The organism is Geodermatophilus saharensis (assembly GCF_900188205.1).
Classification (GTDB): domain Bacteria; phylum Actinomycetota; class Actinomycetes; order Mycobacteriales; family Geodermatophilaceae; genus Geodermatophilus; species Geodermatophilus saharensis.
On record NZ_FZOH01000010.1, the window covers coordinates 134,262 to 160,637 of the forward strand.

Annotated in this window: 27 protein-coding genes; 12 read left to right on the forward strand and 15 right to left on the reverse strand. The window is 75.4% G+C overall.

Annotation, left to right across the window (positions count from 1 at the left end; genetic code table 11):
• Positions 1–12 precede the first annotated feature (12 nt).
• Both CHC04_RS20790 and CHC04_RS20795 read left to right on the forward strand, forming a co-directional pair.
• Positions 13–678, forward strand: coding sequence for an HAD family hydrolase (locus CHC04_RS20790; protein ID WP_089405855.1), 666 nt, complete (start codon positions 13–15; stop codon positions 676–678).
• A complete protein-coding gene (locus CHC04_RS20795) occupies positions 675–1,631 on the forward strand; it encodes a Gfo/Idh/MocA family protein (protein WP_089405856.1) in 957 nt (318 codons plus the stop codon). Before CHC04_RS20790 ends, CHC04_RS20795 begins: the two co-directional genes overlap by 4 nt.
• Here CHC04_RS20795 and CHC04_RS20800 read toward each other — a convergent pair.
• The 6 genes from CHC04_RS20800 to CHC04_RS20825 all read right to left on the reverse strand — a co-directional run bounded on the left by CHC04_RS20800 (position 1,544) and on the right by CHC04_RS20825 (position 8,584).
• Positions 1,544–2,758, reverse strand: a complete 1,215-nt coding sequence (locus CHC04_RS20800) for a glycosyltransferase (RefSeq protein ID WP_245817573.1) — start codon at positions 2,756–2,758, stop codon at positions 1,544–1,546. The genes CHC04_RS20795 and CHC04_RS20800 overlap by 88 nt on opposite strands.
• An 8-nt stretch (positions 2,759–2,766) precedes the next feature.
• Positions 2,767–3,723 (reverse strand): glucosyl-3-phosphoglycerate synthase, encoded by a 957-nt coding sequence (locus CHC04_RS20805; protein ID WP_089405858.1) that lies wholly within the window; start codon positions 3,721–3,723, stop codon positions 2,767–2,769.
• A gap of 159 nt (positions 3,724–3,882) precedes the next feature.
• Entirely contained in the window at positions 3,883–4,857 is a 975-nt protein-coding gene (locus tag CHC04_RS20810) for a glucosyl-3-phosphoglycerate synthase (RefSeq protein WP_089405859.1), read from the reverse strand.
• Positions 4,858–4,938: 81 nt separating this feature from the next.
• A complete protein-coding gene (locus tag CHC04_RS20815) occupies positions 4,939–7,098 on the reverse strand; it encodes a phage holin family protein (RefSeq protein ID WP_245817575.1) in 2,160 nt (719 codons plus the stop codon).
• Positions 7,095–7,778 (reverse strand): DedA family protein, encoded by a 684-nt coding sequence (locus CHC04_RS20820; protein WP_089405860.1) that lies wholly within the window; start codon positions 7,776–7,778, stop codon positions 7,095–7,097. Before CHC04_RS20820 ends, CHC04_RS20815 begins: the two co-directional genes overlap by 4 nt.
• Positions 7,775–8,584, reverse strand: coding sequence for an MBL fold metallo-hydrolase (locus tag CHC04_RS20825; RefSeq protein ID WP_245817577.1), 810 nt, complete (start codon positions 8,582–8,584; stop codon positions 7,775–7,777). Before CHC04_RS20825 ends, CHC04_RS20820 begins: the two co-directional genes overlap by 4 nt.
• 118 nt (positions 8,585–8,702) lie before the next feature.
• Between CHC04_RS20825 and CHC04_RS20830 the strand changes: the two genes are divergently transcribed.
• The 6 genes from CHC04_RS20830 to nrfD all read left to right on the forward strand — a co-directional run bounded on the left by CHC04_RS20830 (position 8,703) and on the right by nrfD (position 14,948).
• Complete coding sequence (locus CHC04_RS20830; RefSeq protein WP_141233869.1) at positions 8,703–8,972, forward strand: hypothetical protein; 270 nt, start codon at positions 8,703–8,705, stop codon at positions 8,970–8,972.
• A gap of 11 nt (positions 8,973–8,983) precedes the next feature.
• The gene (locus tag CHC04_RS20835) at positions 8,984–9,373 is read left to right on the forward strand and encodes an MmcQ/YjbR family DNA-binding protein (RefSeq protein ID WP_089405862.1); all 390 of its coding nucleotides are present in this window, start codon (positions 8,984–8,986) and stop codon (positions 9,371–9,373) included.
• Positions 9,374–9,509: 136 nt separating this feature from the next.
• Entirely contained in the window at positions 9,510–10,070 is a 561-nt protein-coding gene (locus CHC04_RS25630; RefSeq protein ID WP_089405863.1) for a dehydrogenase, read from the forward strand.
• A gap of 12 nt (positions 10,071–10,082) precedes the next feature.
• A complete protein-coding gene (gene fdh, locus CHC04_RS20845; protein WP_089405864.1) occupies positions 10,083–12,791 on the forward strand; it encodes a formate dehydrogenase in 2,709 nt (902 codons plus the stop codon).
• A complete protein-coding gene (locus CHC04_RS20850; protein WP_089405865.1) occupies positions 12,788–13,861 on the forward strand; it encodes a 4Fe-4S dicluster domain-containing protein in 1,074 nt (357 codons plus the stop codon). The genes fdh and CHC04_RS20850 overlap by 4 nt, the downstream gene beginning before the upstream one ends.
• Positions 13,862–13,865: 4 nt before the next feature.
• Complete coding sequence (nrfD, locus tag CHC04_RS20855) at positions 13,866–14,948, forward strand: NrfD/PsrC family molybdoenzyme membrane anchor subunit (RefSeq protein ID WP_089405866.1); 1,083 nt, start codon at positions 13,866–13,868, stop codon at positions 14,946–14,948.
• A gap of 124 nt (positions 14,949–15,072) precedes the next feature.
• Here nrfD and CHC04_RS20860 read toward each other — a convergent pair whose 3' ends face one another.
• Entirely contained in the window at positions 15,073–15,639 is a 567-nt protein-coding gene (locus tag CHC04_RS20860) for an IclR family transcriptional regulator domain-containing protein (protein WP_176450122.1), read from the reverse strand.
• A 65-nt stretch (positions 15,640–15,704) separates the two neighbouring features.
• Positions 15,705–16,529: an SDR family oxidoreductase gene (locus CHC04_RS20865; RefSeq protein ID WP_089405868.1), complete on the reverse strand. Its 825-nt coding sequence runs from the start codon at positions 16,527–16,529 to the stop codon at positions 15,705–15,707.
• A 124-nt stretch (positions 16,530–16,653) separates the two neighbouring features.
• On the opposite strand from CHC04_RS20865, the gene CHC04_RS24360 reads away from it, so the two are divergent.
• From CHC04_RS24360 to CHC04_RS20880, 4 genes are all read left to right on the forward strand, one after another.
• Positions 16,654–16,806, forward strand: a complete 153-nt coding sequence (locus CHC04_RS24360) for a hypothetical protein (RefSeq protein ID WP_176450123.1) — start codon at positions 16,654–16,656, stop codon at positions 16,804–16,806.
• A gap of 144 nt (positions 16,807–16,950) precedes the next feature.
• Positions 16,951–18,042 (forward strand): acyltransferase family protein, encoded by a 1,092-nt coding sequence (locus CHC04_RS20870; protein ID WP_141233870.1) that lies wholly within the window; start codon positions 16,951–16,953, stop codon positions 18,040–18,042.
• Positions 18,043–18,084: 42 nt separating this feature from the next.
• Complete coding sequence (locus CHC04_RS20875; protein ID WP_141233871.1) at positions 18,085–18,747, forward strand: TVP38/TMEM64 family protein; 663 nt, start codon at positions 18,085–18,087, stop codon at positions 18,745–18,747.
• 142 nt (positions 18,748–18,889) lie between these two features.
• A complete protein-coding gene (locus CHC04_RS20880) occupies positions 18,890–20,281 on the forward strand; it encodes a glycosyltransferase family 2 protein (protein WP_176450124.1) in 1,392 nt (463 codons plus the stop codon).
• Between the two features lie 20 nt (positions 20,282–20,301).
• On the opposite strand, the gene CHC04_RS20885 is transcribed toward CHC04_RS20880, so the two are convergent.
• From CHC04_RS20885 to CHC04_RS24365, 7 genes are all read right to left on the reverse strand, one after another.
• Positions 20,302–21,174, reverse strand: coding sequence for a beta-1,6-N-acetylglucosaminyltransferase (locus tag CHC04_RS20885; RefSeq protein ID WP_089405872.1), 873 nt, complete (start codon positions 21,172–21,174; stop codon positions 20,302–20,304).
• A gap of 79 nt (positions 21,175–21,253) precedes the next feature.
• Entirely contained in the window at positions 21,254–22,426 is a 1,173-nt protein-coding gene (locus CHC04_RS20890) for an ABC transporter ATP-binding protein (RefSeq protein ID WP_089405873.1), read from the reverse strand.
• Positions 22,427–23,260, reverse strand: coding sequence for an ABC transporter permease (locus tag CHC04_RS20895; protein ID WP_176450125.1), 834 nt, complete (start codon positions 23,258–23,260; stop codon positions 22,427–22,429). It lies immediately after the preceding gene.
• A 72-nt stretch (positions 23,261–23,332) separates the two neighbouring features.
• Positions 23,333–24,028 carry a methyltransferase domain-containing protein gene (locus CHC04_RS20900; protein WP_089405875.1) on the reverse strand — a complete coding sequence of 232 codons (696 nt, stop codon included), beginning with the start codon at positions 24,026–24,028 and terminating at the stop codon, positions 23,333–23,335.
• A gap of 11 nt (positions 24,029–24,039) precedes the next feature.
• Positions 24,040–24,936: a polysaccharide deacetylase family protein gene (locus tag CHC04_RS20905; RefSeq protein WP_089405876.1), complete on the reverse strand. Its 897-nt coding sequence runs from the start codon at positions 24,934–24,936 to the stop codon at positions 24,040–24,042.
• Positions 24,933–25,421 (reverse strand): hypothetical protein, encoded by a 489-nt coding sequence (locus CHC04_RS20910; protein ID WP_089405877.1) that lies wholly within the window; start codon positions 25,419–25,421, stop codon positions 24,933–24,935. Before CHC04_RS20910 ends, CHC04_RS20905 begins: the two co-directional genes overlap by 4 nt.
• The gene (locus CHC04_RS24365; protein WP_176450126.1) at positions 25,418–26,374 is read right to left on the reverse strand and encodes a glycosyltransferase family 2 protein; all 957 of its coding nucleotides are present in this window, start codon (positions 26,372–26,374) and stop codon (positions 25,418–25,420) included. The genes CHC04_RS20910 and CHC04_RS24365 overlap by 4 nt, the downstream gene beginning before the upstream one ends.
• Positions 26,375–26,376: the final 2 nt, after the last annotated feature.

A 26,376-nucleotide genomic window follows, 5' to 3' on the forward strand; every position in this document is an offset into this window, starting at 1 on the left:
CAGTTCCCGCCCATGAGCACGCCCCTCGTCGCGGTCCTCGACGTCGACGGCACCCTGGTCGACACCGACTACCAGCACGCGCTCGCCTGGTACCGGGCGTTCCGCTCGCTGGGGGAGACGTTCCCGGTCTGGCGCATCCACCGGCTCATCGGCATGGGTGGGGACCAGCTCGTCGAGGCCATCGGCGGCGAGGAGCTCGACCAGCGCATCGGCGACCGGGCGCGGGAGAGCTGGGTCGAGGAGTTCGACGCGCTCCTGCCGGAGGTCGCGCCGCTGCCCGGCGCCCGGGACCTGCTGGTGGGCCTGCGCGAGCGGGAGCACCGGGTGGTGCTGGCCAGCTCCGGCAAGCCGCACCACGTCGACCACTACCTCGACCTGCTCGACGCGCGCGACGTCGCCGAGGCGTGGATCACCAGCGGGGACGTCGAGGCGACCGAGCCCGCGCCGGACCTGCTGCAGGTGGCGCTGCGCGAGCTCGGGGAGCCGGAGGGCGCCCGCAGCGTCGTGGTCGGTGACCCGGTGTGGGACGTGGAGGCGGCGGCGAACGCCGGGATGCCCGCGGTCGCGGTGCGCTCGGGGGGCGCCGGCGACGAGGAGCTGCGGGAGGCCGGCGCGGTCGGGGTCTTCGACACCCCGGGCGAGCTGCTCGCCGGCCTCGGCGGCACCCCCCTCGCGTGACGCTGCGGGCCGGCCTGGTCGGCGCCGGTGGTGTGGGCGCCCGGCACGGGCGCACGCTCAGCGGCCTCGACGGCGTGGAGCTGGTGGGGATCGCCGACGCGGTCCCCGCCGCGGGGGCCGCGCTCGCGGCCGAGCTCGGCGTGCCCGCCCTCGGGGTCGACGAGCTGCTGCGCGCCGGGGTCAACGCGGTGTGGCTGTGCGTGCCCCCGTTCGCGCACGGGGAGCTCGAGCTCGCGGTGGTCCGCGCCGGGCTGCCGCTGTTCGTGGAGAAGCCGCTGGGCACCGGTCTCGCCGTCGCCGAGGAGGTGGCCGCCGCCGTCGCCGCGGCCGGCCTGCCGACGGCGACCGGCTACCACTGGCGGCACCTGGACACCGTCGCCGCGGCGCGGGCGGTCTGCGCGGCGCACCCCCCGCGGCTGGTGTCGCTGAGCTGGTACGACAAGGTGCCGCCGCCGGCGTGGTGGGCGCGGGCCGAGCGGTCCGGCGGGCAGGTGGTCGAGCAGGCCACGCACGTGCTGGACCTGGCCCGCGTGCTCGCCGGCGAGGTGGACGAGGTCGAGGCGGTGGCCGCGCCGTCGTCGGACCCGTCGTCCCGGGACGTCGACGACGCCACCGCGGCGCTGCTGCGCTTCGCCTCCGGGGCGGTGGGCACGCTGACCGCCGCGTGCGTGCAGCCGGCCAGGACCCGCGCCGGCCTCGAGCTCTCCTGCCCGGGCGCGGCGGTGGAGCTCACCGAGACGTCGCTGACCGTGACGACGGCGGAGGGCGCCGAGCACCGCGAGCCGGCCGTGGACGCCCGCACCGCCGTCGACCGGGCCTTCGTCGACCTGGTGGTCTCCGGCGTCCGCGCCGAGGGCCTGGTCGACTACGCCGAGGCGCTGCGCACCCACCGCCTCGCCGTCGCCGTCGCCGAGTCGGCCAGGACCGGGTCGCGGGTGCGGCTGGACGCCTGAGCGGCGCGCCGCAGCACCTCGCCGTAGAGCCGCTCGTAGGCCGCGGCCATGACGGCGGGGGCGAACCGCCGGCGCCCCTCCTCCGCGCAGGCCCGCGGGTCGAGGGTCCCGACCCGGCGCAGCGCCGCGGCCAGGCCCGCCTCGTCGTCGGCGAGGAACCCGGTGCGGCCGTCGTCGACGAGCGTGGGCAGGCACCCACGGGGCGTGGCGACCACCGGCGTGCCGGCGGCCAGCGCCTCGCACACCGCCGTCGCCCCCGGTTCGTCCCACCGCACCGGCGACAGCAGCGCACGCGCGCGGCGCAGCAGGTCGGCCTTCGCCTCCCCGGCCACGCTGCCCACCCAGCGGGCGCGGTCGCCGTCGAGCAGCGGGGCCACGTGCTCGCGGAACCACGCGACGTCGGGGTGGCCCAGCGCCGGGTGCCCGGGGACGGCGAGCGCGGCGTCGAGGGCGGCGCGGTCGGCGAGGGGCCCGACCGGCCCGGCCAGCACCACCGGGACGCCCGCGGCGGCCGCGGCCCGCACCGCGGTGTCGGTGCCCTTGAGCTCGCAGAGGCGGGCGAGGACGAGGACGGCGTCGTCGCGCTCCTCGCGGGGCAGTGGCGGGCGCCCGTCCACCGGCACCGACAGCGGCACCGCGCCCAGCGTCTGCCGGCGCATCCGCTCCGGCCCGCGGGCCACCTGGCTGTCGGACACGCCGGCGAAGAACACCCGGCCGCGGCCGTCGAAGCGCTCGTAGAAGTCGGCGTTGCGGCGCACGTCCCAGTGCAGCGTGTGCAGCACCGGGGGAGCGGCCGGCCCGAGCGCGCCGAGCAGCGCCGGGCCGACGACCTCCAGGTGGGTGTGCACCAGGTCGAAGGGCTCGGCGGCGCTCGTGAGGGCCTCGGCCACCACGAGCGCGTGGGCGTGCGCGGTGCCCACCACGTGCGCGTAGGGCGCGCCCAGCCGGTCGAACCGGCCGGCGGGGAAGGCGCTGACCAGCCCGTCGACGGGCAGCGGGGAGTCGCCCGGCGCGGCGAGGACGACGGTGTGCCCGCGGGCACGCAGCTCCGTGGTCAGCGTCGCCACCACGTTCTCCAGCCCGCCGTAGCCGGACGGCGGCACCGGCAGCCACGGGCCGCTGTCCATGAGGATCCTCACGAGCGGCCCCGCCCGGCCGCCGGCCGCACGGTGCGCATCGGTGGCCGCTCGGTCACCGCGACGTCCCAGCTCACCGCCTCCACGCCGTCGGCGGTGCGCAGGAACTGCAGCAGCTCCGGGGAGGGGCTGCCGGTGCCGGGCCGGCGGGCGATCGCGGTCTGCAGGATCTGCCCTGCCATGCGGCCGAGGGCGGCGTCGGACTGGTGGCCGTGCGTGCGGGTGCCGAGGTCGACCTGCGCGAGCGCGTCCACCCCGGCCAGCCCGGCCAGGTCGACGAGCAGGCCGAACTCCACGCCGTAGCCGGAGACGAAGGGCACCCGCTCGAGCAGCTCGCGGCGGCCGGCGTACTCCCCGCCCAGCGGCTGCACGAAGCCCGACAGCTCGGGCCACCAGGCGTTGAGCAGCGGCCGGGCGAGCAGCTCGGTCACCCGGCCGCCGCCGGAGGGGACGATGCCCTCGGTCGTGACCAGCGGGCGGTCGTAGAGCGCCTTGACGTAGCCGATCCCCGGGTCGGTGAGCAGCGGGCCGAGCAGGCCGACGACGAACTGCGGGTCGAACCCGACCAGGTCGGCGTCGACGAAGACGACCAGGTCGCCGCTGGTGGCGTGCAGCCCCTTCCACAGCGCCTCGCCCTTGCCCGGCACCCGGCCGTGGGCGGGCAGCACGGTGGCGGTGTCGACGACCCGCGCCCCGGCCGCCGCGGCGACGGCGGCGGTGCGGTCGGCCGACCCGCTGTCGACGACGACCACCTCGTCGACCAGCGGCGCGTCCCGGACCAGCGCCTCGTGGATGGCGGCGACGATCGCGCCGACGGTCGGCTCCTCGTCCAGCGCGGGCAGGACGACGCTGACGGTGCTGCCCCGGGACCGCTTGGCCCCGGCCAGGTCGGCCGCGGTCCAGCTGGCCGCGGTGTAGGTGCGCCGGCTCAGCCACCGGCGGACGTCAGGCCGCATGGGTCGTCTCCCCATGGTCGGGTGCCGGCACCCCCGCCGACACGGGACCCCCGTCGCGACAGGATGCCGTACGGCGCCCCCGGTGGCACCCCTCCGTCGCCGGGGCGTCCGGAGGGCGTCCTCGCAGGTGGCGGCGCTGCGGGTCCCGGGGACCGGGTCTCAGACGGCCCCGGCGCGGCCGGCCCGGTACTCGGGGACGGTCGTCATCGGCGGCCGCTCGTCGACGGCCACGGGGGTGCTCACCGGCGTGAAACCGGTGCCGTCGCCGCGGAACTGGGTGAGCAGCCCGCCGGCGCCGGCGGACCCGGCCCGGCTGCGGGCAAGCACCGCCGAGACCACCTGCCCGGCCATCCGGCCCAGGGCCTCCTGGTCCTGGGAGGTGTGCCGGCGCACCCCGAGGTCGACCTGCGCCAGACCGCCCAGGCCCAGCAGCCCGAGCAGGTCGACCAGCAGGCCCACCTCCACCCCGTAGCCGGAGAGGAACGGCACCTGCTCCAGGGCCCCGCGGCGGCCGGCGTACTCCCCGCCCAGCGGCTGGACGAACCCGGCGAGCTCCGGCCACAGCGCGTTGAGCAGCGGCCGGGCGGTGAGCTCGGTGACCCGGCCCCCGCCGGCCGGCGTGGAGCGGCCGCCGACCTCCAGCGGGCGGGTGTAGCAGCCCTTGACGTAGCCGACCTGCGGATCGGCCAGCAGCGGCGCGAGCAGCCCCGGCACGTAGTGCGACACGTCGCCGAGCAGGTCGGCGTCGAGGAAGACCAGCAGGTCGCCGTCGGTGGCGGCCAGCGCCTTCCACAGCGCCTCGCCCTTGCCCGGCCGCGACCCGTGGGCCGGCAGCACGGCGGCGGCGGCGACGACCTCGGCGCCGGCGGCGCGGGCGACCTGCGCGGTGCGGTCGGTGGAGTCGGAGTCGACGACGAGCACCTCGTCGACCAGCGGCACGGCCCGCACCCACCGCTCGACCAGGTCGGCGACCAGCCCGCCGACGGTCGCCTCCTCGTCCCGCGCGGGCAGCACCACGCTGACCCGGTGCCCGCCGCGGCGCTTGGCCAGCAGCAGCGCGTCGACGTCGACGTCGGCGAGGGAGCGGACGGTGGAGGTGCGGCCGGAGAACCAGGCGCGGGCGTCGGGTCGCATCGGCCCACTGTCGTGGAGACCCGGCCGGCGTCGCCACGGGCGCAGCACGTGTTCACGCACCCGTAGCCGGGAGGTCACCGGTCAGACGCGGCTGCGGTCGGCCTCGTACAGGGCGGTGACGCTGAGCGGGCCGACAGCCGCGCCGGCGCCGTCGGGCTCGGGGTGGCCGAGCTCGGTGAGCCAGCCGCGCAGCACGCGGTGCAGGTGCTCGGCGCCGACGATCTCGCCGGGCGGGGTCAGCTGCCGCGGGTGGGCGAGGAAGCCGCGCTGCTGCGGGCCGCCGAGCCCGCCGTGGGAGCCCACGTGCGGCTCGAAGGGCGAGGCCTCGTCGGTGTCGGGGTCGTAGCGGCTGTTGACCATCAGGTCGGGGCAGTGCGGGAAGCCCGACACCCGCGCCACCAGTGCGGGCGCGTGCTCGCCGTAGGGGACCAGGGGGTCCGCGCCGACGACCACCCCGGAGTCGAGTCGGTGCAGGCCGTCGCGGCCGAGCACGACCGGCCCGTGCTCCTCGGAGTGCACCAGCACGAACCCGACGCCGTCGTGGTCGACCAGGACGGGCAGCAGGTCGGGCCAGTGCCGCTCGATCTCCTCCAGCGGCACGCGGCCGGGCAGGTCGGCGAAGGAGATGCCCGCGGTGTGACCGGAGACGACGACCACCACGCCCGGCGCCACCCGCGCGACCTGGCCGGGGCGCCCCGACGGCGTCCGGTGCCGGTGCTCGGTGGCCCCGGCGCTCTCCACCCGCTCGCGCAGCCGACGGGCGATCGGGCCCGGCCCCGACGCCGCCTCGGCCAGCGCCGAGGCGACCTGCCAGCCCTCGGCGGCGCGGCGGCTGTCGCGCGGCTCGGGCCCGCGGTGGTCGGGCGCGGGGGACCCGCCGCAGTGCCGGCCCACGAACGCCTCGATCGTCTCGCCGAACCGCTGCGCGAAGGCCTCGCCCTGGGTCTGGCCGTGGTCGGACAGCAGCACCAGGTGGTAGTCCCGCGGGGCCAGCTGGCCGGCGCGGGCCAGCCGCCCGATCTGCTGGTCGATGCTGCGCAGCACCTCGAGGGTGTCGAAGCGCTCCACGCCGCTGTGGTGGGCCACCTCGTCGTAGCCGAGGAAGTCGGCGTAGACGACCGGCCGCCCGGCCAGCATGTCCTCGAGGATCGCCGCGACGACGACGTCGCGGGCGATGACCGTCGTCCCCGGCCGGGCCAGCGGGTAGATCCCGCCGCGGCTGACCCGGGGGCGGACGTCGGCGCGCCGCTGCCGGGCCGCGGCGGCCAGCTCCCGGTAGACGTCGACCAGCGAGACGCCCAGCGTGCGGATCGCGTTCACCGGGTTGGCGAAGTAGGCGTAGTAGCCCGCGCCGACCCGCTCGCGGCGCCGTCCGGCCCGGCGGGTGGTGACCAGCGGCAGCGAGCTCATCGTCAGGCTGACGTGCGGCGCGTCACCGCTGAACAGGTTCCCGCGGCTGGCGCCCCCGCCGGCCAGCAGCCCGCGCCCGTCGGAGTGGCGGCGCTCGACCTCGGCGGCGTCGGCCGGGTGCGAGACCTGCACGACGTGGTCGCGGTCCTTCTCGTAGTAGCGGAACCCGACGACGTCGTGGTTGGAGCCGTGCAGGATGCCGCAGACCGAGGCGCCGGTCTGCGAGCTCCAGTCGGTGTGCCAGCTGGTCAGGGCGTGGCTGCCCGAGCGCAGCCAGGCGGCGAGGGTGGGCATCGACCCGTCGCGGACGGCGCGGCGGGCGGTGTCGGCGCCCAGGCCGTCGATCTGCAGGAACAGCACGCCCGGCGGGGAGGGCGCGGCCGCCCCGGAGGCGGCGGCGCGGCGGCGGGCGCGGCGGAAGAACACCTCGTCCTCGTCGATGGCCAGCGCGCTGTTGACCACCGCCGTCACCGCGGCCATCGCGACGACGACCAGCACGCCGGTGCGCAGGTCGGCCACCCGCACCCCGGGGATGGCGAAGGAGACCGCCAGCACCGCCGCGCCCAGCAGCAGGAAGCTGCCCAGGCCCAGGGTGAACAACGCCAGCGGCAGCGCGACCCGCATGACCAGCGGCCAGACCACCCCGGCGAGCACGCCGAGCAGCAGCGCGGCCAGCGGCGGCTGCCACCAGCTGCCCATCTCGAAGCCCTCGAGCCAGCGGTCGAGGGCGACGAGGGCGAGGGTGGTGAGCAGCCAGGTCAGCAGGACGCGGGCCGGCGCCCGCCCGCGGCCGAGCATCCGGCCGCCGCCGCGTCCGGGGGAGCGGGTCACGACGCGGGGCCGCACGGGGTGGCCGGGGCGGGGGCGTCGTCGTCGGCGTCGTCCGGTCCGTCGCCGGGGCCGCCCGGCTGCTCGGCCGCGTGCCGGCGCCGGCGGGACTGCACGAGGTTGAGGACCGCGCCGACCAGCAGCACCAGCAGGGTGGCCACCAGCGTGGCGAGCAGCGGGTTGTCGAAGACGCCGCCGCTGGCCACGCCGATCAGCGCGTAGGCGACCGCCCACAGCGTGGCGGCCAGCAGCGAGGCCGGCAGCAGCCGCCGCCACGGGTAGGTCAGCGCCCCGGCGGCGAGCAGCACCGGGATGCGCCCGGCCGGCAGCAGCCGCCCGGCGACGATGATCTGCCAGCCGTGCCGGCGGAACTGCTCGCGCACCTCCTCGATCCGGTCGGCGTGCTGGCCGCGGGCCACCCAGCGCACCGCCGCCGGCCCGCCGAAGCGGCAGACGGCGAACGTGGCGACGTCACCGATCCAGGCACCCAGCGTGGCCAGCACCAGCACGGGCACGATGTCGAGCTGCCCGTCGCTGGTGGCCAGGGCCGCCGCGGCGCCGACGACGGCCCCGGTGGGGACGACGGGCACCAGCGAGCCGAGCAGGACGCCGCCGAAGACGACGGGGTAGCCGAGGGAGGAGCCGTCGGTCCAGCCGGCCGCGACGGTGGTGGCGGCGCTCACGGCGTCCCCGCGGCGGTGGGCAGGACGACCGGGTCCCCGGGCTCGGTGACCGCGACGGTGGTGGGCAGCCCGCGGGCGGCGACCGCGGCGGCGAAGCGCCGGGGCGGCTCGACGAGCAGCCGGCGGTAGCGGCGGCCCAGCCCCGGCACCGCCGTCGCGCCGGCCACGGCGAGGGTGCCCCAGTGCACCGGGACGGCGACCCGCGGGCGCACCCGGGCCACGGCCTCGGCGGCCCGGCGCGGATCGAGGTGCCCGGGGCCGAGGGTGGGGCCCCAGCCCCACACCGGCACCAGGGCGACGTCGACGCCGCGGTCGCCGACGTCGCTCATCCCGGCGAACAGGTCGGTGTCGCCGAGGGCGTAGACCGTGCTGCCCGCGCCCTCGACCAGGTGGCCGACCGCCCGCGTGTCGGGGCCGGCGGTCAGCCGCGGACCCCAGCGGTGGCCGCTGTGCCGCGCCGGGACGGCGGTGACCCGCAGGTCGTCGTGGGTCAGCGACTCACCGGGCGCGAGCTCGTCGACCCACCGCAGGCCCCTCGACCGCAGCCAGCCGCCCGCGCCCCGCGGCACGACGACGCGGACGCCCTCGCCCAGCAGCCGCAGCGAGGCCAGGTGGAGGTGGTCGCCGTGCAGGTGGCTGACCAGCACGAGGTCGACCCCGGCCCAGGCCGACGCGGGCGGGGCGGCCGCGACCCGGCGCAGTGGCCCCGCGCCGCGGGTGAGCAGCGGGTCGGTGAGGACCGTGCTGCCGGCCAGCTCCACGCGGACCGTCGAGTGGCCGAGGTAGTGCAGCACCGGGTCACCCACGCGGCCAGTATCGACCCAGGCGGCGACGGAACCGGAGCGTTTCCGCGTGCCGCCCCGCCGCGGGCCCGGCGTGCCGTTCCGGGTGCGGCCGGGACGCGTGCGTCCCACCATGATCGCCATGACCTCAGCAGGGCACGGCCCGGGGTTGCCGAGGACGGCGGACACGTCCGCCGAGCTGCGGAGCATGGCGCTGCACCTGGAGACCGCCGCGGTGCTGGAGCTGCGTGCACAGCGCACCACCGACCCGCGGCAGGTGGCCGTGCTGCGCCGTCGTGCCGAGCAGCGCCGGCAGGAGGCCGCCCGGCTGCGCGAGCGGCTGGCGGCGTGCGGGATGGCGCTCCCGCCGCGCGAGACCCGGCCGCGGCCGCCCGCACCCACCGCGCCCTGAGGCCGGCGCCCGTGGCCACCTGGGCGGACGTGCGGCGGTTGGCGCTCGCGCTGCCCGGCACCACCGAGGGCACCGCGTGGGGGTCACCGGCGTGGCGGGTGCGCGACCGGCCGTTCGTCTGGGAGCGGCCGCTGCGCCGCGCCGACCTCGAGCACCTCGGCGACGCCGCACCCGCGGGCCCGGTGCTCGGCGCCGCGGTCGCCGACGAGGGCGTCAAGCGGGCGCTGGTCGCCGACGACCCCGCCGTCTACCTGACCACGCCGCACTTCGACGGGTACGCCGCCGTCCTCGTCCGGCTCGACGCGATCGACGTCGGCGAGCTCGCCGAGCTGGTCACCGAGGCCTGGCTGGCGAGGGCGCCCCGCCGGCTGGCCCGCGAGCACCTGTCCGGCGGCGGCTGAGCGACCGGCTCCGCGGTCCTCCCCCCTCCCCCCGTGCACTTCCGCCGAAGTGCGCACCAGGAGCGGACGGCCCCGTCCGGCACCGGCCGGTCCGTAGAACAGGCCGGATCCGGCGGGCGGTGGCAGAGTCCTCCCCGTGAAGACCTGGCTCGACGCCTGGCCGGTGTTCCGGCAGCTGACCGGCCCCGATCCGCTCGGCCGCGGCCTGTCCGCGCGCAGCAAGGCGACGGAGAACGTGGTGAGCCGCACGGCCACCGCCGACCGCGTCGTGCAGAGCGTCTGCCCGTACTGCTCCGTGGGCTGCGCGCAGCGGGTGTACGTCAAGGACGAGCAGGTCGTCCAGATCGAGGGCGACCCCGACTCGCCGGTCAACCGCGGCCGCCTGTGCCCGAAGGGCAGCGCGAGCAAGTCGCTGGTCACCAGCCCGACCCGGGTCACCAAGGTCCGTTACCGCCGCCCGTACGGGACGGAGTGGGAGGACCTCGACCTCGACACGGCGATGGAGATGATCGCCGACCGCGTCCTCGACGCCCGTCGCCGCTACTGGCAGGACGAGTGCGAGGGCCGGCGCGTCAACCGCACCATGGGGATAGCGAGCCTCGGAGGGGCAGCCCTCGACAACGAGGAGAACTACCTCATGAAGAAGCTCTACAGCGCCATGGGCGCGATCCAGATCGAGAACCAGGCGCGCATATAGCACTCCGCCACGGTGCCCGGTCTGGGTGCCTCGTTCGGTCGTGGCGGTGCCACGAACTCCCAGCAGGACCTGATGAACTCCGACTGCATCGTCATCGAGGGTTCGAACATGGCCGAGTGCCACCCGGTCGCCTTCCAGTGGGTGACCGAGGCCAAGGCCCGCGGCGCGAAGGTGATCCACGTCGACCCGCGGTTCACCCGCACCAGCGCGATCGCCGACCTGCACGTGCCGCTGCGCGCCGGCAGCGACATCGTCTTCCTGGGCGCGCTGATCAACCACGTGCTCAGCAACGACCTGTACTTCCACGACTACGTCGCCGCCTACACCAACGCGTCGTCGATCATCCGCGAGGAGTACCGCGACCCCGAGGACCTCGACGGGCTGTTCTCCGGCTGGGACCCCGACTCGCGCAACTACGACCAGGCCAGCTGGCAGTACGAGTTCGAGGACTCCCCGGACGCCGGCGTCGCCGAGGACGACCCCGCCGGCGCGGCCGAGCAGGAGCGGCTGTCGCAGCACGAGCAGGTCAAGGACGCCGACCAGGCCCACGCCTCCGGCTCGGGCGGCCCGCCGCTGCACGGCCGGGCCAAGCGCGACGAGACGCTGCAGCACCCGCGCTGCGTCTTCCAGATCCTCAAGCGCCACTTCGCCCGCTACACGCCGGAGATGGTCGCCGAGGTGTGCGGGGTCGAGCCCGAGGCGTTCCTGAAGGTCGCCGAGTGGATCACCGCCAACAGCGGCCGGGAGCGGACGACGGCCTTCGTCTACTCCGTGGGCTGGACCCAGCACACGGTGGGCGCGCAGTACATCCGGACGGCGTCGATCCTGCAGGCGCTGCTGGGCAACATGGGCCGCCCGGGCGGCGGGATCCTGGCGCTGCGCGGGCACGCGAGCATCCAGGGCTCCACCGACATCCCGACGCTGTACAACCTGCTGCCCGGCTACCTGCCGATGCCGCACGCGGTGCAGCACCAGTCGCTCGACGACTACTGCGCCGACGCGGCCGGCACCGGCGGCTTCTGGGGCAACAAGCGCGCCTACGCCGTCAGCCTGCTCAAGGCCTGGTGGGGCGACGCGGCGCAGCCGGAGAACGACTTCTGCTTCGACTACGTCCCCAAGATCACCGGCGACCACAGCTCCTACCGGACCGTGGCCGACATGATCGAGGGGAAGGTCGCCGGCTACTTCCTCGCCGGGGAGAACCCCACGGTCGGGCACGCCAACGGCCGGATGCAGCGGTTCGGGCTGGCCAACCTCGAGTGGCTGGTCGTCCGCGACCTGCAGATGATCGAGTCGGCGAGCTTCTGGCAGACCGCCCCGGAGATCGAGACCGGTGAGCTGGTCACCGAGCAGATCCCGACCGAGGTCTTCTTCATCCCCGCGGCCTCGCACGTGGAGAAGGACGGCACCTTCACCCAGACCCAGCGGATGCTGCAGTGGCGGTTCAAGGCGATCGAGCCACCGGGCGACTGTCGCAGCGACCTGTGGTTCTACTACCACCTCGGCCGGATCCTGCGGGAGCGGCTCAAGGACTCCACCGACCCCCGCGACCGCCCGCTGCTGGACCTCACCTGGGACTACCCGCTGCACGGGGAGACCCAGGACCCCAGCGCCGACGCCGTGCTGCGCGAGATCAACGGCGTCGGGCCCGACGGCCGCGCACTGTCGGGCTACCTCGACCTCAAGGACGACGGCTCGACGACGTCGGGCTGCTGGATCTACTCCGGCGTCTACGCCGACGAGGTGAACCAGGCGGCGCGCAAGCGGCCCGGCCGCGAGCAGGGCCAGGTGGCCTCCGAGTGGGGCTGGGCGTGGCCCTACAACCGCCGGATCCTCTACAACCGCGCCTCGGCCGACCCCGACGGGAAGCCGTGGAGCGAGCGCAAGAAGTACGTGTGGTGGGACGCCGGGGCCGGCCGCTGGACCTCGACCGGCGACAACCCCGACTTCGAGGCGACCAAGCCGCCGGACTACGTCCCCCCGCCGGGGGCCAAGGCGCAGGCGGCGCTGTCGGGCCAGGACCCGTTCGTCATGCAGAGTGACGGCAAGGCGTGGCTGTTCGCGCCCAAGGGCGTCGTCGACGGCCCGCTGCCGACGCACTACGAGCCGGCGGAGTCCCCGGTGGAGAACGCGCTGTACCCGGTGCAGGGCAACCCGACGACGGAGCACATCCAGGCGCCGTACAACCGGGAGGCGCCGTCGACCGGCGACGTCTTCCCGTACTCGGTGACCACCTACCGGCTGACCGAGCACCACACCGCCGGCGCGATGAGCCGCACGCTGCCCTACCTGTCCGAGCTGCAGCCGGAGTTCTTCGTCGAGGTCTCCCCGGAGCTGGCCGCCGAGCGGGGGCTGGAGAACGGCGGCTGGGCCACGGTGATCAGTCCGCGGGCGGCCATCGAGGCACGGGTGCTGGTGACCGAGCGGATCCGCCCGCTGCGCACCCGCGGCGGGCAGGTGGTGCACCAGATCGGCGCCCCGTACCACTGGGGCGAGGTCGGCATCTCCACCGGCGACTCGGCCAACGACCTGCTGCCGGTCGTGATGGACCCGAACACCCACATCCAGGAGAGCAAGGCCTCGACGGTCGACATCCGGCCCGGCCGGCGACCGCGGGGCCCGGAGCTCACCGAGCTCCTCGAGGAGTACCGGCACCGGGCGGGGATCGCCTCGGGACGGATGCCGGTCGGCGGTCGCGTGGCGGTGGAGGGGACCTCATGACGAGTGTGAGCTCGGCGAGCCCGGCCTTCACGGGCAAGGACCCGGAGAACCGGCTGTTCGGACCGCTGCCCGACGTGCAGGGCGAGGCCGGGTACCGGGAGGACCACCCCGCGCGGGTCGGCTTCTTCACCGACACCTCGGTGTGCATCGGCTGCAAGGCCTGCGAGGTGGCGTGCAAGGAGTGGAACACGCTGCCGATGGACGACTCCTACGGCACCCGCGACACCCTCGGGCTGTCCGGCATGTCCTACGACAACACCGGGCAGCTGGGCGCCAACACCTGGCGGCACGTGGCGTTCATCGAGCAGGTGCGCACCGTCGACCTGCCGATGCCGACCGTCGGGCCGCCGCCGGACGCCGCGGCCAGCCGCCGGGACGGGATCGTCGACGCGCCGGACGAGGCCGAGCCCGGTGACAGCGTGGTCACGGCGCAGACCAGCGTGCTCAACGCCGAGGCGCTCAGCGAGTTCGACCCGCAGACCTCGCAGTCCGGCGACCGCGAGATCCGCTGGCTGATGGCCTCGGACGTGTGCAAGCACTGCACGCACGCCGGCTGCCTCGACGTCTGCCCGACCGGCGCGCTGTTCCGCACCGAGTTCGGCACGGTCGTCGTGCAGGGCGACATCTGCAACGGCTGCGGCTACTGCGTGCCGTCGTGCCCGTACGGCGTCATCAACCAGCGCAAGGGCGACGGCCGGGTCTTCAAGTGCACGATGTGCTACGACCGGCTCACCGACGGTCTGCAGCCGGCGTGTGCCACCGCCTGCCCGACCCAGTCGATCCAGTTCGGCAACCTCGACGAGCTGCAGGCGCGGGCCGACGCCCGGCTGGAGACGCTCAAGCGGCAGGGCGTGGAGTCCGCCCGGCTCTACGGCCGGGACGAGGACGACGGCGTCGGCGGCAACGGCGCCTTCTTCCTGCTCCTCGACGAGCCGGAGGTCTACGGGCTGCCGCCGGACCCGATCGTGACCACCCGCGACCTGCCGGCGATGTGGCGCTCGGCGGCCGCCGCGGCGGCGATGATGGTCGGGGTCGCGCTGTCGGCCGTCCTCGGCTCGCGGCGGCGGTGACGGCGTGACCGAGGGCATCACGACACCGGGGCAGGGCTGGCGGCGGGCCGGCGGCTCCGACGTCGCGGGCGACGGCGTGCGCGCGTACGGCGACGGTGCGGGCCGCCGGCGCAAGGGCGGTCGCCGGGGTGGCCGGAGGGGGCGCGGCGGCGAGGTCCCGATGGTGGAGGAGGCCGAGTTCACCTCCTACTACGGCCGGCCGATCATCAAGCCGCCGGTGTGGAAGAGCCCCGACGTGCCGCTGTACCTCTTCCTCGGGGGAGCGGCGGGTTCCTCGGCGATCCTCGGTGCGCTCGCCGACGTGACGGGCCGGCCGGCGCTGACGCGGGTCTCCCGGCTGACCGCCGGTGGCGGGTCGATCCTGTCGGTGGTCTTCCTCATCCACGACCTCGGGCGGCCCGAGCGGTTCCTGCACATGCTGCGGGTCATCAAGCCGACCTCGCCGCTGTCGATCGGCTCCTACATCCTGGCGCCGTTCAGCGCGGCGGCCGGGGCCACGGCCGCGGTGGAGCTGCTCGGCTGGTTCCCCCGGCTCAAGCGGTTCGGCGGTGCGGTGTCGGCGCTGTTCGGCGGGCCGCTGGCCACCTACACCGGGGTGCTGCTGGCCAACACCGCGGTGCCGTCGTGGCACGCGGCGCACCGGGAGCTGCCGTTCGTCTTCGGCGGGTCGGCGATGGCGGCCGGCGGCGGGATCACGATGGCGTTCACCCCCGTGGCCGAGGCGGGCCCGGCGCGGAAGATGGCGGTGACCGGGGCGGCGATCGAGCTCGCGGTGGTGCACCGGGTGGAGAACGGTCACGGCGTCGTCAGCGAGCCCTTCCACACCGGGCGGGCCGGGACGATGCTGCGCGCCGCGAAGGCGTGCACGGCCGCCGGGGCGGGGCTGACCGTGCTCGCCGGGCGCTCGCGGCTCGGCGCGGTCGTGTCGGGCACCCTGCTGGCGGCCGGGTCGCTGCTCACCCGGTTCGGGGTCTTCGAGGCCGGGATGGCCAGCGCGAAGGACCCGAAGTACACCGTCGTCCCGCAGCGTGAGCGGATGGCGGCCCGGGCGGCCCAGAACGGGCACGCCTCGACCGTCTCCCGCTGACGGGGTGCCCTTGTAGCGCTGTTGGCACCTCTCGGGCGGGCGAAGCGGTGCCTTCGTAGCGCTGTCGGCACCTCTCGGGCGGGCGAGGCGGTGCCTTTGTAGCGCTATCGGCACCTCCTGGCCCTCACACGGGGGAGGGCAGGGTGTCCGCGCCGGCCGGGACCTGGGCCGCGATGCGGCCCAGGTCGGTGGCGATCGTGGTCAGGTCGAGGTCCTCGAGGTAGACCGACGGGGCGATCACCGCCAGGGCGGCGGTGACCTCGCCGTGGCGGTCACGGACGGGCACGGCGATCGAGGTGACCTCGCCCCGGACGCCGCCGGCGACGACGTCGCGACCGGTCTCACGGACCCGCGTCAGCCGGAGGGCGAGCAGCGCCCGGTTGCTTAGCGAGTGGGGAGCGCGCTGCAGGCCGGCCACGCGGCGTTCGAGCACGTCGGGCGCCAGCCAGGCGAGGAGGACGTGCAGCGGCGCCTCGGTCCCCGGCAGCACGGCCCCGCGGTCGAACTGGGGGACGACCAGGGGCTGCGGAGGCGGGTCGTGCCGCAGGCGGCACTGCAGCGTGTCGCCGGACCACCCGAACAGGACCACCGTCCCGCCGGTGGCGGCGGCGAGCAGCCGCAGCTCCTCGCCGACGTCGTCGGCCGGCCATGCCACCACGCTGTTGCCCTCGAACTGCACGCTCCCGCTCACGCCGGCCCCCGTTCCCGTGTACGCGCTGACTGGAGCTTCGCACGCCGGAACGCCGTCGTAACGGGTCAGCGTGCCGCGAGGTGGTCGGCGAACGTGCGCGGCGGGCGGCCCAGCAGCGCGGTGAGCACCCGCGGGCTGCCGGTGAACCCGTGCGCCCGGTACTCGGCGAACATGGCCCGCAGGCAGCGCCGGGCGTAGCTGCCGTCGTCGGCCGGCGGGTCGGCGTCGACGGCGGCCACCTCGCGCCCGAGGTGGGCGGTGAGGAGAGCGGCGACGTCGGGGGCGGTGAGCTCCTCCGGGCCGGCCGCCTCGAACGTGCCGCTGTCGAGGCCGTCCTCGGTCAGCAGCACGGCGGCGGCCTCGGCGACGTCGCGCAGGTCGACGAAGGACTGCGCCGTCCCCAGGCCCCACGGGCTGGGCAGCTGCCCGGTGTCCCCGGCGGCGGGGACGGCGGCGTCGAGGTTGTCGGCGTAGGCGCACGGCTGCAGCACCCGCCAGCGGGCACCGGTACCCGCGACGACGGCGTCGAGCGCCTCCTCGACGCGGTCCTTGGCGGCGTGGTGGGGCATCGAGCGCGCCTGCGGGCGCAGCACCGAGTGGTAGACCAGCCGGCCGACCCCGGCGCGGGCCGCGGCGCGCAGCACGGCCGGGGCACCGGTCTCCTCCCGCGGGTCGAAGTTGGGCCAGACGAGGTACAGCGCGTCGGCACCGCCCAGCGCGGGGAAGAGGTCGCCGGTGAGGTCGGCGACGACCACCTCCGCGCCGAGCGCGTCGAGCTCCGGCCGCGGCCGCGGGGTGGCGACGACGGCGCGCACCCGCTCGCCGCGTCCCCGTAGCGCGCGGACGACCTCGGTGCCCGTGGGTCCGCCCGCGGCGGTCACGACGATCACTCACCTGACCCTAGGTGACCGGTGCTGAGCCATTCGTCACCGATCGGGAACGCTGGGTGACTCCCGGACGTGTCCTGGGTAGCAGTGACGGCAGCACGGGGGCCGGACGGCGGCAGGGGGACACGTGCCGTGGTGGGGATGGGCGCTCCTGGCGTGGGGTGCCCTCGCGCTGGCGCTGGGTCTCGTCCTCGGCAGGGTGATCCGGACGGCGGAGCAGCGGGAGCGGGGCCGCGGCCGGGCCGACGAGGAGGACGAGGAACGCCCCCGGGCCTCCTGACGCGCTCGTCCCCTCACCGACCGCTCGTGGAGGGCCCGCGCGACCCGGTGAGGTGACACCCGCCCGAAAGGGGGCACCCGGCGGCAGGGCCCACGGCGGTGACGAGGGGCCTCCGGAGCCCTGCGCGGCCCTACCGTGTCCGCCGTGTCCCACGGGGGGAGTGCGCCGAGCGCCGGCCTGCCTGCGTCACCGCCCGTCGTGCTGCCCCGGCTCACCGGGATGCGCGCCTTCGCGGCGCTCGCCGTCTTCCTGTTCCACCTCGACGTCTGGGGGGTGGTCAGGCTGCCGGGCGGGGTGTCGCGGGCCGGGTTCGTCGGTGTCGGCTTCTTCTTCGTCCTGTCCGGTTTCGTGCTCGCCTGGGGGACCCGCCCCGACCTGCCCACGCTCCGCTTCTACCGGCGGCGCTTCGCCCGGGTGTGGCCGAGCCACGCGGTGGTGCTCGCGGTGGCCGCTGTCCTCCCCGTCGTCGCGGTGCACCGGGACGTCCCGTCGGGTGTCGCGAACGCCCTCCTGGTGCAGGCCTGGTCCCCCGACCCCGAGGTCGTCTACTCCTTCAACGGGGTCTCGTGGTCCCTGAGCTGCGAGGCCTTCTTCTACCTCGTCTTCCCCGTGGCCGCCCTCGTGGTCCGCAGGCTCCCGCGCCGAGTGGCTGGGGGACTGGCGGTGCTGGGGCTGCTCCTCGCCCTGCTCGCCGGGCTCCTCCGCCCGGAGCTGGCCTTCCACCTCCCGCTCGTTCGGGTCGGGGAGTTCCTGGTCGGTCTCGTCGCCGGCGTGGCCGTCCGGGACGGGTGGCGTCCGCGTCCGCGCGGCGCCGTGGTGGTCCCCGTGGTGCTCGCCGCACTGGCCGCCGTCCTGGTCGTGCCCCCGCCGGTCGCCGACGTGGTCGCCGCCGTCCCGTTCCTGCTGGTCGTGCTGCACGCTGCCCGGAGGGACCTCGACGGCCGGCGGGGCTGGCTGACGAGCCGGACGGTCGTGTTCGCGGGGGAGGCGTCCTTCGCGTTCTACCTGGTGCACGAGCTGACCGTCCTGAACCTGAGGGACCTCGTCCCCGGGCCGGTCGCGGGCCGGGTCGCGGTGATCGTGGTTGTGGCCACCACCGCCGCGGTCGTCCTGCACCTGGCGGTCGAGCGGCCCTGCAACCGGTGGCTCCGAGACCGGGCGCCCAGCGTCGCACTCGCCTCGCCGCCCCTCCTGGACGACACGGCGGCGGAGACGTCCCGGACCCGCCGGGACTGACGACGTCGTTCGAGCGGGCCGGCCGTGCGCCACCATGGACCGGTGCGGAGGACGTGGGTGCGGGCCGGTGCGCTCGTCGCCGTCCTCGCCGTCGGGACGGTGGTGGCGCTCACCGTCGACGTGCCCGACGTCGCCACCGTGCGCGGGTGGATCGACCGCACCGGCACCCCCGGGCTGCTCCTGCTGACCGCGGGCGTGGGCCTGGCCCTGGTCGGGCCGGTGCCGCGGACGGCGATGTCGGTGCTGCTGGGTGTCGTCCTGGGGTTCTGGGGCGGTACCGCGGTCGCGCTGGCCGGCGGCATGCTCGGTGGGCTGGCCGCCTTCGCGCTCTCGCGCACGCTCGGCCGGGACGCCGTCGCGCGACTGGAGGGCCCCCGGCTGGCCGCCGTCGACCGGGTGCTGGCCGACCGGGGCTTCGGCGCGGTGCTCGCCGGGCGACTGCTGCCGGTGGTGCCGTTCAGCGTGCTCAGCCACGCCGCGGGGCTGAGCGCCGTGCCGCTGGGGTCCTACGCCGCCGCGACCGCGCTGGGCCTGCTCCCGAGCACGGTGCTGCAGGTGGGCGTGGGGGCCTCGGTCCCCGAGCTGACGGCGTGGGCCGCACGGGCGGGGTCGCCGGGGGTGGCGGTCGCGGTGACCGCCCTCGTCGTCGGTGGCGCCGTCCTGCTGTGGCGGCGCCGGGCGCGGTCGCGGACGTCCGCCGGCTGAGGACAGGCGCTCCGTCCGCGGCTGCGGAGCCACCGTGTGGTGGGATGCGCTGGTGTCGACCGTCGGACCCCGGCCGGTGCGCCCCCGCGGTCCCGGTGACGGGGGCGCACCCGTGGACGGCGGCGGTGATCCGGTCGTCTCGGTGGTCGTCCCCTTCAAGGACGCCGCCCCGTTCCTGGACGCAGCCGTGCACAGTGTCCTGGCGCAGAACTGGACCGCACTCGACGTGGTCCTGGTCGACGACGGCGGCACCGACGGCAGCGAGGCCATCGCCCGAGACCTCGAGGGGGCCCATCCCCGACGTGTCCGCGTCGTCACGCACGAGGGACGCGTCAACCGAGGCATCGGACCCAGCCGCGCCCTCGGGATCAGGGAGGCCCGCGGTCCCCTGGTCGCGTTCCTCGACGCCGACGACGTCTGGGAACCCACGCACGTGGCCGACTACGTCAGGCTCCTCCGGGAGAACCCGGTGGCCGACATGGTGTGCGGGCGCGTGTGGGCGTGGCGCAGCTGGGCCGACCCGCATCTGGAGGACCGGCTCTCCCAGCTCGCCTTCGCACCCGGGGCAGTGGTCGCCGGGCCGCGACTGCTCGCGGCGGTGCTCCGCAACGGCTACTACGCGACGACCCCGTGCTCGCTGGTCGTCCGCCGGCACGCGGTGCTCGGCTGCCTCGAGCACCTCGAGGCGTTCCCTGGGATGTACGAGGACCAGGTGATGAACTCCTGGATGCAGCTGCGGTCGGTGGCGGTGATGACGGGCGGGACCAGCGCCTGGTACCGGCAGCACGACGCCTCGTTCAGTGCGCGCACCTCCGAGTCCGACCGCGCCCACACCGCGTTCCTGAGCTGGCTGCGCTCGCAGGTGGAGGAGCTGCCGGACGGTGACCCGGAGGTGCGGGCGCTGGTCGAGTCGGCCCTCCAGGAGGCGCTGGGCCGTGCGACCCCCGCGGCGCGGCGCACGCTGCGCGCGTCCATCCCTGGCGTCGTCCGGCGTGGGCGCCGCGTCCTCCGGCGGGCGCGGACGGCTGCCGGGCAGGTTCCCCCCGCAGTGCACACCGAGCGGGTCGAGCGCCTGCTCTTCCGCCACGGCGCGGACCTGCGGGGGGACGTCCTCGTGCTGGGGGGTGAGAGCGTTCCCACGGGGACCGACACGACGTCCCGACAGACCCTCCCGTGGCCCGCCGCGACGGCGTCGTCGGGGCCCCGGCAGGCCCTGGCGGCGCTGCCCAGCGCCGCCTTCCACTGCATCGTCGTCCTGTCGGACGGGGCGGAGGTCGCAGCCGGCGACATGCGGTTGCGACACCTGCGCCGAGCGCTGCGCCCGTCCGGTGTCCTGCTGTTCCTCGTGCCGGGACCGGATGACGACCTCGAGCAGGCGCTGCGGGAGGCGTTCGGCCGCGACGCCGTGAGCAGTGACCACCAGGACCACCCCGGCCCGCGCGGCAGACCCCTGGGCCTCCTGCGGGCCGTCGTACCGGCCGGCTCCCCCGGGGAGGACGCGCGGGCAGACCAGGAGGGCCCGCGCGTCCCGTGACGCGGACTGGCCGGTCCGTCTCACGGACCCTGCAGGAGCCGCTGCTCGAGGAGGTCCAGGACGGCGCTGTCGACCCGGTCGTCGAACTTGCGGGCGAACCAGGCGTCGCTGCTGCACAGGAGTGCTCGGTGCTCGCTCGTGAGCGTGACGATGTCGTCCTCCCACAGGATGAGGCGCCGGTTGTCGTTGACGACGGTCGACCGGAACGGTGATGCGAGCAGGGCCGTCTGGAAGAACGACTCGTCCGGGATGAACGTGTGCCTGTAGAAACGGCGCAGCCGCCCGGCGGGACCACCGGTCACGTACCGGCACGCCGCCCGGCTGAGGGTCATCCACTGGGAGCCCCCGTACCAGGTCACGCCCGCCGGGAAGCGGCGGCGGACCACCGGCAGCGGGCGGATGCCCCGGCCCAGCGGCAGCTCGACGTAGACGCGGTCGACCCGGCTCTCCGGACGACGGAAGTCGGGGTGGCCGGCCCCGAAGGCCGGGTTCTCCCACGTCCAGGGCATGTCCCGAGGGCGGAAGTACTCCAGGTGGTTCCGGTCCGGGTGAGCGGCCAGCTCGTCCTGGATCGCCGACACGGGTCGCAGGGGGAAGTCCTGACCGCTGAGGTTCACGAAGTGGGACCAGTCCCCTCCGTCGTCCAGCAGGCGACGGATGGCCCTCAGCTGGACCTCCACCATGCTCCAGCCGCCCCACCGGACGTCCGTGCTGGGCAGGATGTCGACCCCTGGCAGGTCCCGCACCGCGGTGCGGATCCCCCGGTGGACGTCCGGAGGGGCCTTCCGGTCGACGTGCACGACGCACCGGTTCCCCGGGTCGTGGAGGACCCGCAGCAGGCGGGCGACCTGATCGGGGTTCCGGTGCGCCATCACGAGCAGGGCGAGAGCCACCGAGGCAGTCTGCCGCCGACCGCGCGACCGCGCCCGGCCCGCGGAGGCTCTCCGCGCGGCCTCGGAGCTCCGTGAGCCGTCAGCCCAGCGACCGGACCCGGAACGGCAGGTCCAGCACGACGGTCCGGTCCCGCCGGACGGCCTCCTCGCCGTGGAGGGTGAAGGCCAGGGCGGCGGGCTCGTGGTGGAGGTCGTCGTGTGGCGTGCCGAGCCACACGCCGACGGTGTAGTCCCCGTGGGCCAGGATCGGCGGGACGCTCAGCTCGACCTCGTACCGGCCGACGGGGAACCGGTGCTGTTGTGTGTGGCTCAGCGTCTCGTCGAAGACCTGGACGCCCCGGTCGTTCGTCACCGACACCGCGATGTCGAGCCCAATCCTCTCCTCGAGCACCTCGAAGCAGACGACGACGCGGAAGGGGTCCTCCCGGAACAGGGGCCGCTCCGCGCCGTCCACGGGGCGGACCTGCACCTCCAGGATGCGGCCGGCGGCAGACCCGCCCTGCAGCACGCTCGCCGTGGCGCCACCGAGGCCCGAGGTCAGGTAGCTCCTGACGATCGTGTTGGTCGGGCCCTCGTCCCGGACACGGCCGCCCTCGAGCCACAGCGCCCGCGGACACAGCCGCGCGAGCGCTCCCAGGTCGTGACTGACGAACAGGACGGTCCGTCCCTCTGCCTCCGCCGTGGACATCCGCCTGAGGCACTTCCGCTGGAACTCCGCGTCACCGACCGCGAGGACCTCGTCGACGATGAGGACGTCGGGCTCGAGGTGGGCGGCCACGGCGAAGGCGAGCCGCAGGTACATGCCGCTGGAGTAGCGCTTCACCGGCGTGTCCAGGAACCGCTCGGTACCCGCGAAGTCGACGATCTCGTCGAAACGGCGCGTGGTCTCCGCCCTGCTCATGCCGAGCACGGCGGCGTTGAGGTAGACGTTCTCGCGACCGGTGAGCTCGGGGTGGAAGCCAGTTCCCACCTCGAGGAGGGCGGCCACCCGTCCCCGGGTGCGGCTGCGGCCGAGCGTCGGCGTCGTGATCCGCATGAGGACCTTGAGCAGCGTGCTCTTCCCCGCCCCGTTCCGGCCGACGATCCCCAGCGCCTCGCCGTCGGCCAGGGTGAAGCTGACGTCCCGCAGCGACCAGAGCTCCCGCGACTCGGCGCGTCGGCGCGTCGCCAGCGCGGTCAGGGTCTCCCGGAAGTTGCGCTGCTCACCCAGGGTGTAGCGCTTGCTCACCCCCTCGACCTGGACGCGGTCCACTCAGATCACGTCCGCGAAGGTCCGTGCGGCCCGCTGGAAGTAGGCCACCCCGGCAACCGCGAGGACCAGCGCCACCGCGCCGGAGATGCCCACGACCACGCCCGGCCACGGCGCTCCGGCCAGGACGAACCGGCCCGTCTCGACCGCTCCGACCACGGGGTTGAGGGCGTACAGGTAGCGGGCCGCTCCGTCGAGGGACGCGGACGAGTAGGCGATCGGGCTCAGGAACAGCAGCGCCTGCAGCGCCGTCGGGACGATCTGCCGGATGTCCCGGAAGCGCACGTTCAGCGCGGCGAGGAAGCAGAGGGGGCCGAAGGCGGTCAGGGCCAGCAGGACCAGCCAGACCGGGAGGAGCAACAGCGTCGGACCGGGGTGGACGCCGTAGGCGAAGCTGATGACCGCCAACAGGACCAGCCCGACGAGGAGGTCGACGAGCGGAGGCCCGAGGGCGGCCAGCGGTGCGGTCAGTCGCGGGAAGTACACCTTGGTGATGAGCGAGGTGTTGGCGACGAGCACCTCACTGCCCCGCGAGATGACCTGGGAGAGGTAGGCCCATCCCAGCAGGCCCGCGAGGGCGAACACCGGGTAGGGGAGTCCCTGGCTGTCGACGTCGGCCAGGCGGTCGAAGACCAGGGTGAACACCAGGACCGTGATGGCCGGCTGCAGGACCACCCAGGTCACGCCGATGACCGCCTGCTTGTAGCGGACCCGTAGGTCACGCAGGGTGAAGAACCACACGATCTCGCGGGCCCGCCACAGCTCGCCCCACGGCAGGAGCGTGCCGCCCTGGGCGGAGTTGACCGTCCACGGGGGCTCCGGGGTGGCGGCGGACACCCGCTCGACGTTACCGGCCGGTCTCGTCTCCTGCGGGTCGCGGGCGGGGATCACCCCCGGCCTGGTGAGAGGTCAGGAGCGCAGGCCCACCCGGGCGCCGACCACCATCGGGTAGTCCTCGTCCCACCGCTCCAGCACGTCCTCGTCGAGGTCCCGCACCGCGAGCCCGAACAGGAAGGCCCGGGCCACCAAGCCGTTGCCGAAGCCCACGCACTCCACCTCCGCGTCGGGGGGCGCCGCCTCGGCGAGCAGGTCCCGCAGGCCCGCCGGGGTCCAGCGCCAGCGGTCCCAGGAGTCGGCGAGACGGCTCAGGGTCGGCACGGTCACCAGGAGTGAGCCCCCCGGCTTCACGGCGGCGAGCAGGTTGCGCAGGGCGTCGAGCGGACGCGGGACCAGCTGCAGCGTCTGGGTCACGACGGCCGCGTCGTAGGTGGCCGGACGGAGGGTGGCGGCCTCGCAGACGTCCCCCACCACCGTCGCGTGCGGGTTGTCGGCGTCGATGTCGAGGACGTCGACCGACGAGGCGCCGAGCCGGCTGGCGTAGAGGTCCTCCTTGACCTCGAGCACGTGACCGTGGACCAGGTGAGCCCGCTCGGTCAGGAACCTCTCGATGTACCACCGGTCGACCGGCGTCCCCCGGGCCGAACCCCACTCGGACAGTGGCTCCGTGCGGCGCAGGTCGCCGAACCGGGCGCGGGTGACGGCACGGCGCACGGCGCGGGGGACGTACGGGCGCAGGGCCCGGGGCAGGTTCGGCGCGGAGCTCACGGCAGCGGAGGCTACCGGCGCGACAGGGTCTGCGAGATCCGGGCGGCGAACTCGTCACCCTCCCAGTCGCGCACGTGGAGACGGGGGAGGAGGTGAGGACGGCTGCGGCGTCCGACGACCCCCGGTGAGGTGGTGCACGCCAGGACGCAGCCGGCCTCCTCGACGAGCCGCGGTGCCCGTGATCCCACGGCGTCCGGGACGCCGAAGGGATAGGCGAAGGTCCGGACGGGCCGGTGCAGGAGGGTCGAGAGGTCCTCGACGGAGCCCAGGATCTCCGCGCGCTGCAGGTGCTCGGGCTGCCCCCCGAGCTGCACGTGGGTCCGGGTGTGGGCCCCGATCTCCTGCAGGGGGAGTGCGGCCAGCTCGCGCAGCTGCTCCACCGTCATCGTCAGGTCGTCCTGAGCCGGCGCGGGAGCGCCCATCCGGTCGACCAGCTCGTCGACGGTGGCCTCGAGCTCCTCCGGCGGGAGCGGTCGGAGGCGGGTGTGCAGGAACCGCATGGCCGTCCTCCGGGCGTCGGCGCCGCGCAGGTCGAGCCAGTGGTCGCGCCCCGAGATCCGCACGTCGACGGAGTCCCGCAGAGGGTGGGGGCCGAGCAGGGCCTCGATGAGGCGGTCCCACCAGAACCGGCGCTGACCGAGCCGGCCGGCGGTGATGAACCAGGTGGCGGGCAGCTGGGCGGCGGCCAGCATCGGCGCGGCCACGGTCGCGTTGTCGGCGTAGCCGTCGTCGAAGGTGACCGCAATGCCTCCCGCCGAGTGGCGCGCGGTGACGTCCTCGACCGGCACGGTCCTGCGCAGGGAGGACAGGTGCTCGACGTGGGCGGCGAACCTGTCCGGGTGGACGGCGAGCTCGAAGGGGTCGTGCGGGATGTCGGCCACCCGGTGGTACATGAGGATCACGCTCATCCGGGCACCCGGCCCACGACCACGCGGACACCCCGGGAGCCCGTGCAGTGCTCGATCTCCGTGCCGGGGGCAGCTGCGGGCTCCCCCGGCGGGCGCCCGACGACCACCACGACCCCGCCCGGGAGACACGCGCCGCCGGCCGCGACCAGCCGGTCGTGGGTCGGGTCGGTGTCCGTGACGACGACGCAGTGCCACCGCCTGGGCAGGCTGGCTGCGCCCTCGGCTCGCGAGACCACGGTGACGCTCGGGTCGTCCGGGTTGGTGCCCACCACGTCGAGCGCGGTGCCCGGGAGGGCCTGACGGACGACGTGCGGCGGGCCGACGACCAGCGGCCGCCCCCGGTCGCGGAGCACCGCGCGCAGCAGCCTCCTGGTCCGGGCGGTGCGCCCCACGGGGAGACCGGGGTCCCTGTCGAGCCGGCGCATCAGCCGTCCGGCGGCCGCGACGGGGTGCCGGACGATCCACGCCGCTCTCGCCCGGTTCACCGTGGCCGCCGCCGGATCCTCGAGGGGACGACCCCGTAGGCCAGGGACAGCGCGCGGGCGCCCAGGGGCTGGTCCTTCGTGCGGAGGGCAGCGAGCACGAGGCGCCGGCGGCGGGGGTCCCGGGACTGCCTGGCGAACCTCGCCGCCGACACCCGCCACTCCCTCTCGGTCCGGGCGAGGACGGCGGCGTGCCGCTCGTCGGAGAGGAGCGGCCGGGCCCGCTCCAGGACCGCGAGGACGCCGAGGGCGAGGTCGACCTTGCGGTTGCTGAGGCTGCCGGTGCGCCTCCGGTACTCGTAGAGCGGCACGTCCACCATCCCGGCGCGGTGCCCGCGGTGGATGAGGCGCAGCCAGAGGTCCCAGTCCTCGGCCCACCGGGCTACGGGGTCGTAGCCGCCGACCTCGGCCAGTGCCCGCGCGCGGACCGCGCCGGCCCCGAAGACGAAGTTCTCCCGGAGGATGTACTCCTCCTGGTCGTCCACCTCGAAGTGCCGCAGCCCGTAGTAGCTGGCCGGATCGGGCCGACCGTCCTGCGTGACCCAGGCGTCGGTGGTGACGATGCTCAGGTCGGGGCGTGCCGCCGCGGCCTCGGTGAGCGCCGCGGCCCGTCCGGGCAGCCACACGTCGTCGGCGTCGAGGAGGCCGAGGAGCTCGCCCCGGGCCGCGGCCGCCGCGCGGTTCCGGGCGGTCGCCAGCCCCCGGTTCGGTCCGCGGACGACCCGGACGCGCTCGCCGAACCCGGCGAGGACGCCGGTCAGGTCGTCCTCGGACCCGTCGTCGCTGACGACCACCTCCAGGGGAGCGGGCAGCTGGGTCAGCACCGACTCGAGCGCCTCCCCGATGGTGTCGGCGGCGTTGTAGGCCGGGATCAGCACCGAGAGGGTCGGCAGGGGTCCGGGGTCGACGGGTGCCGCGGGTGCCGGTGCGCGGAGGTGGGAGAGCCAGTCGGTCACCG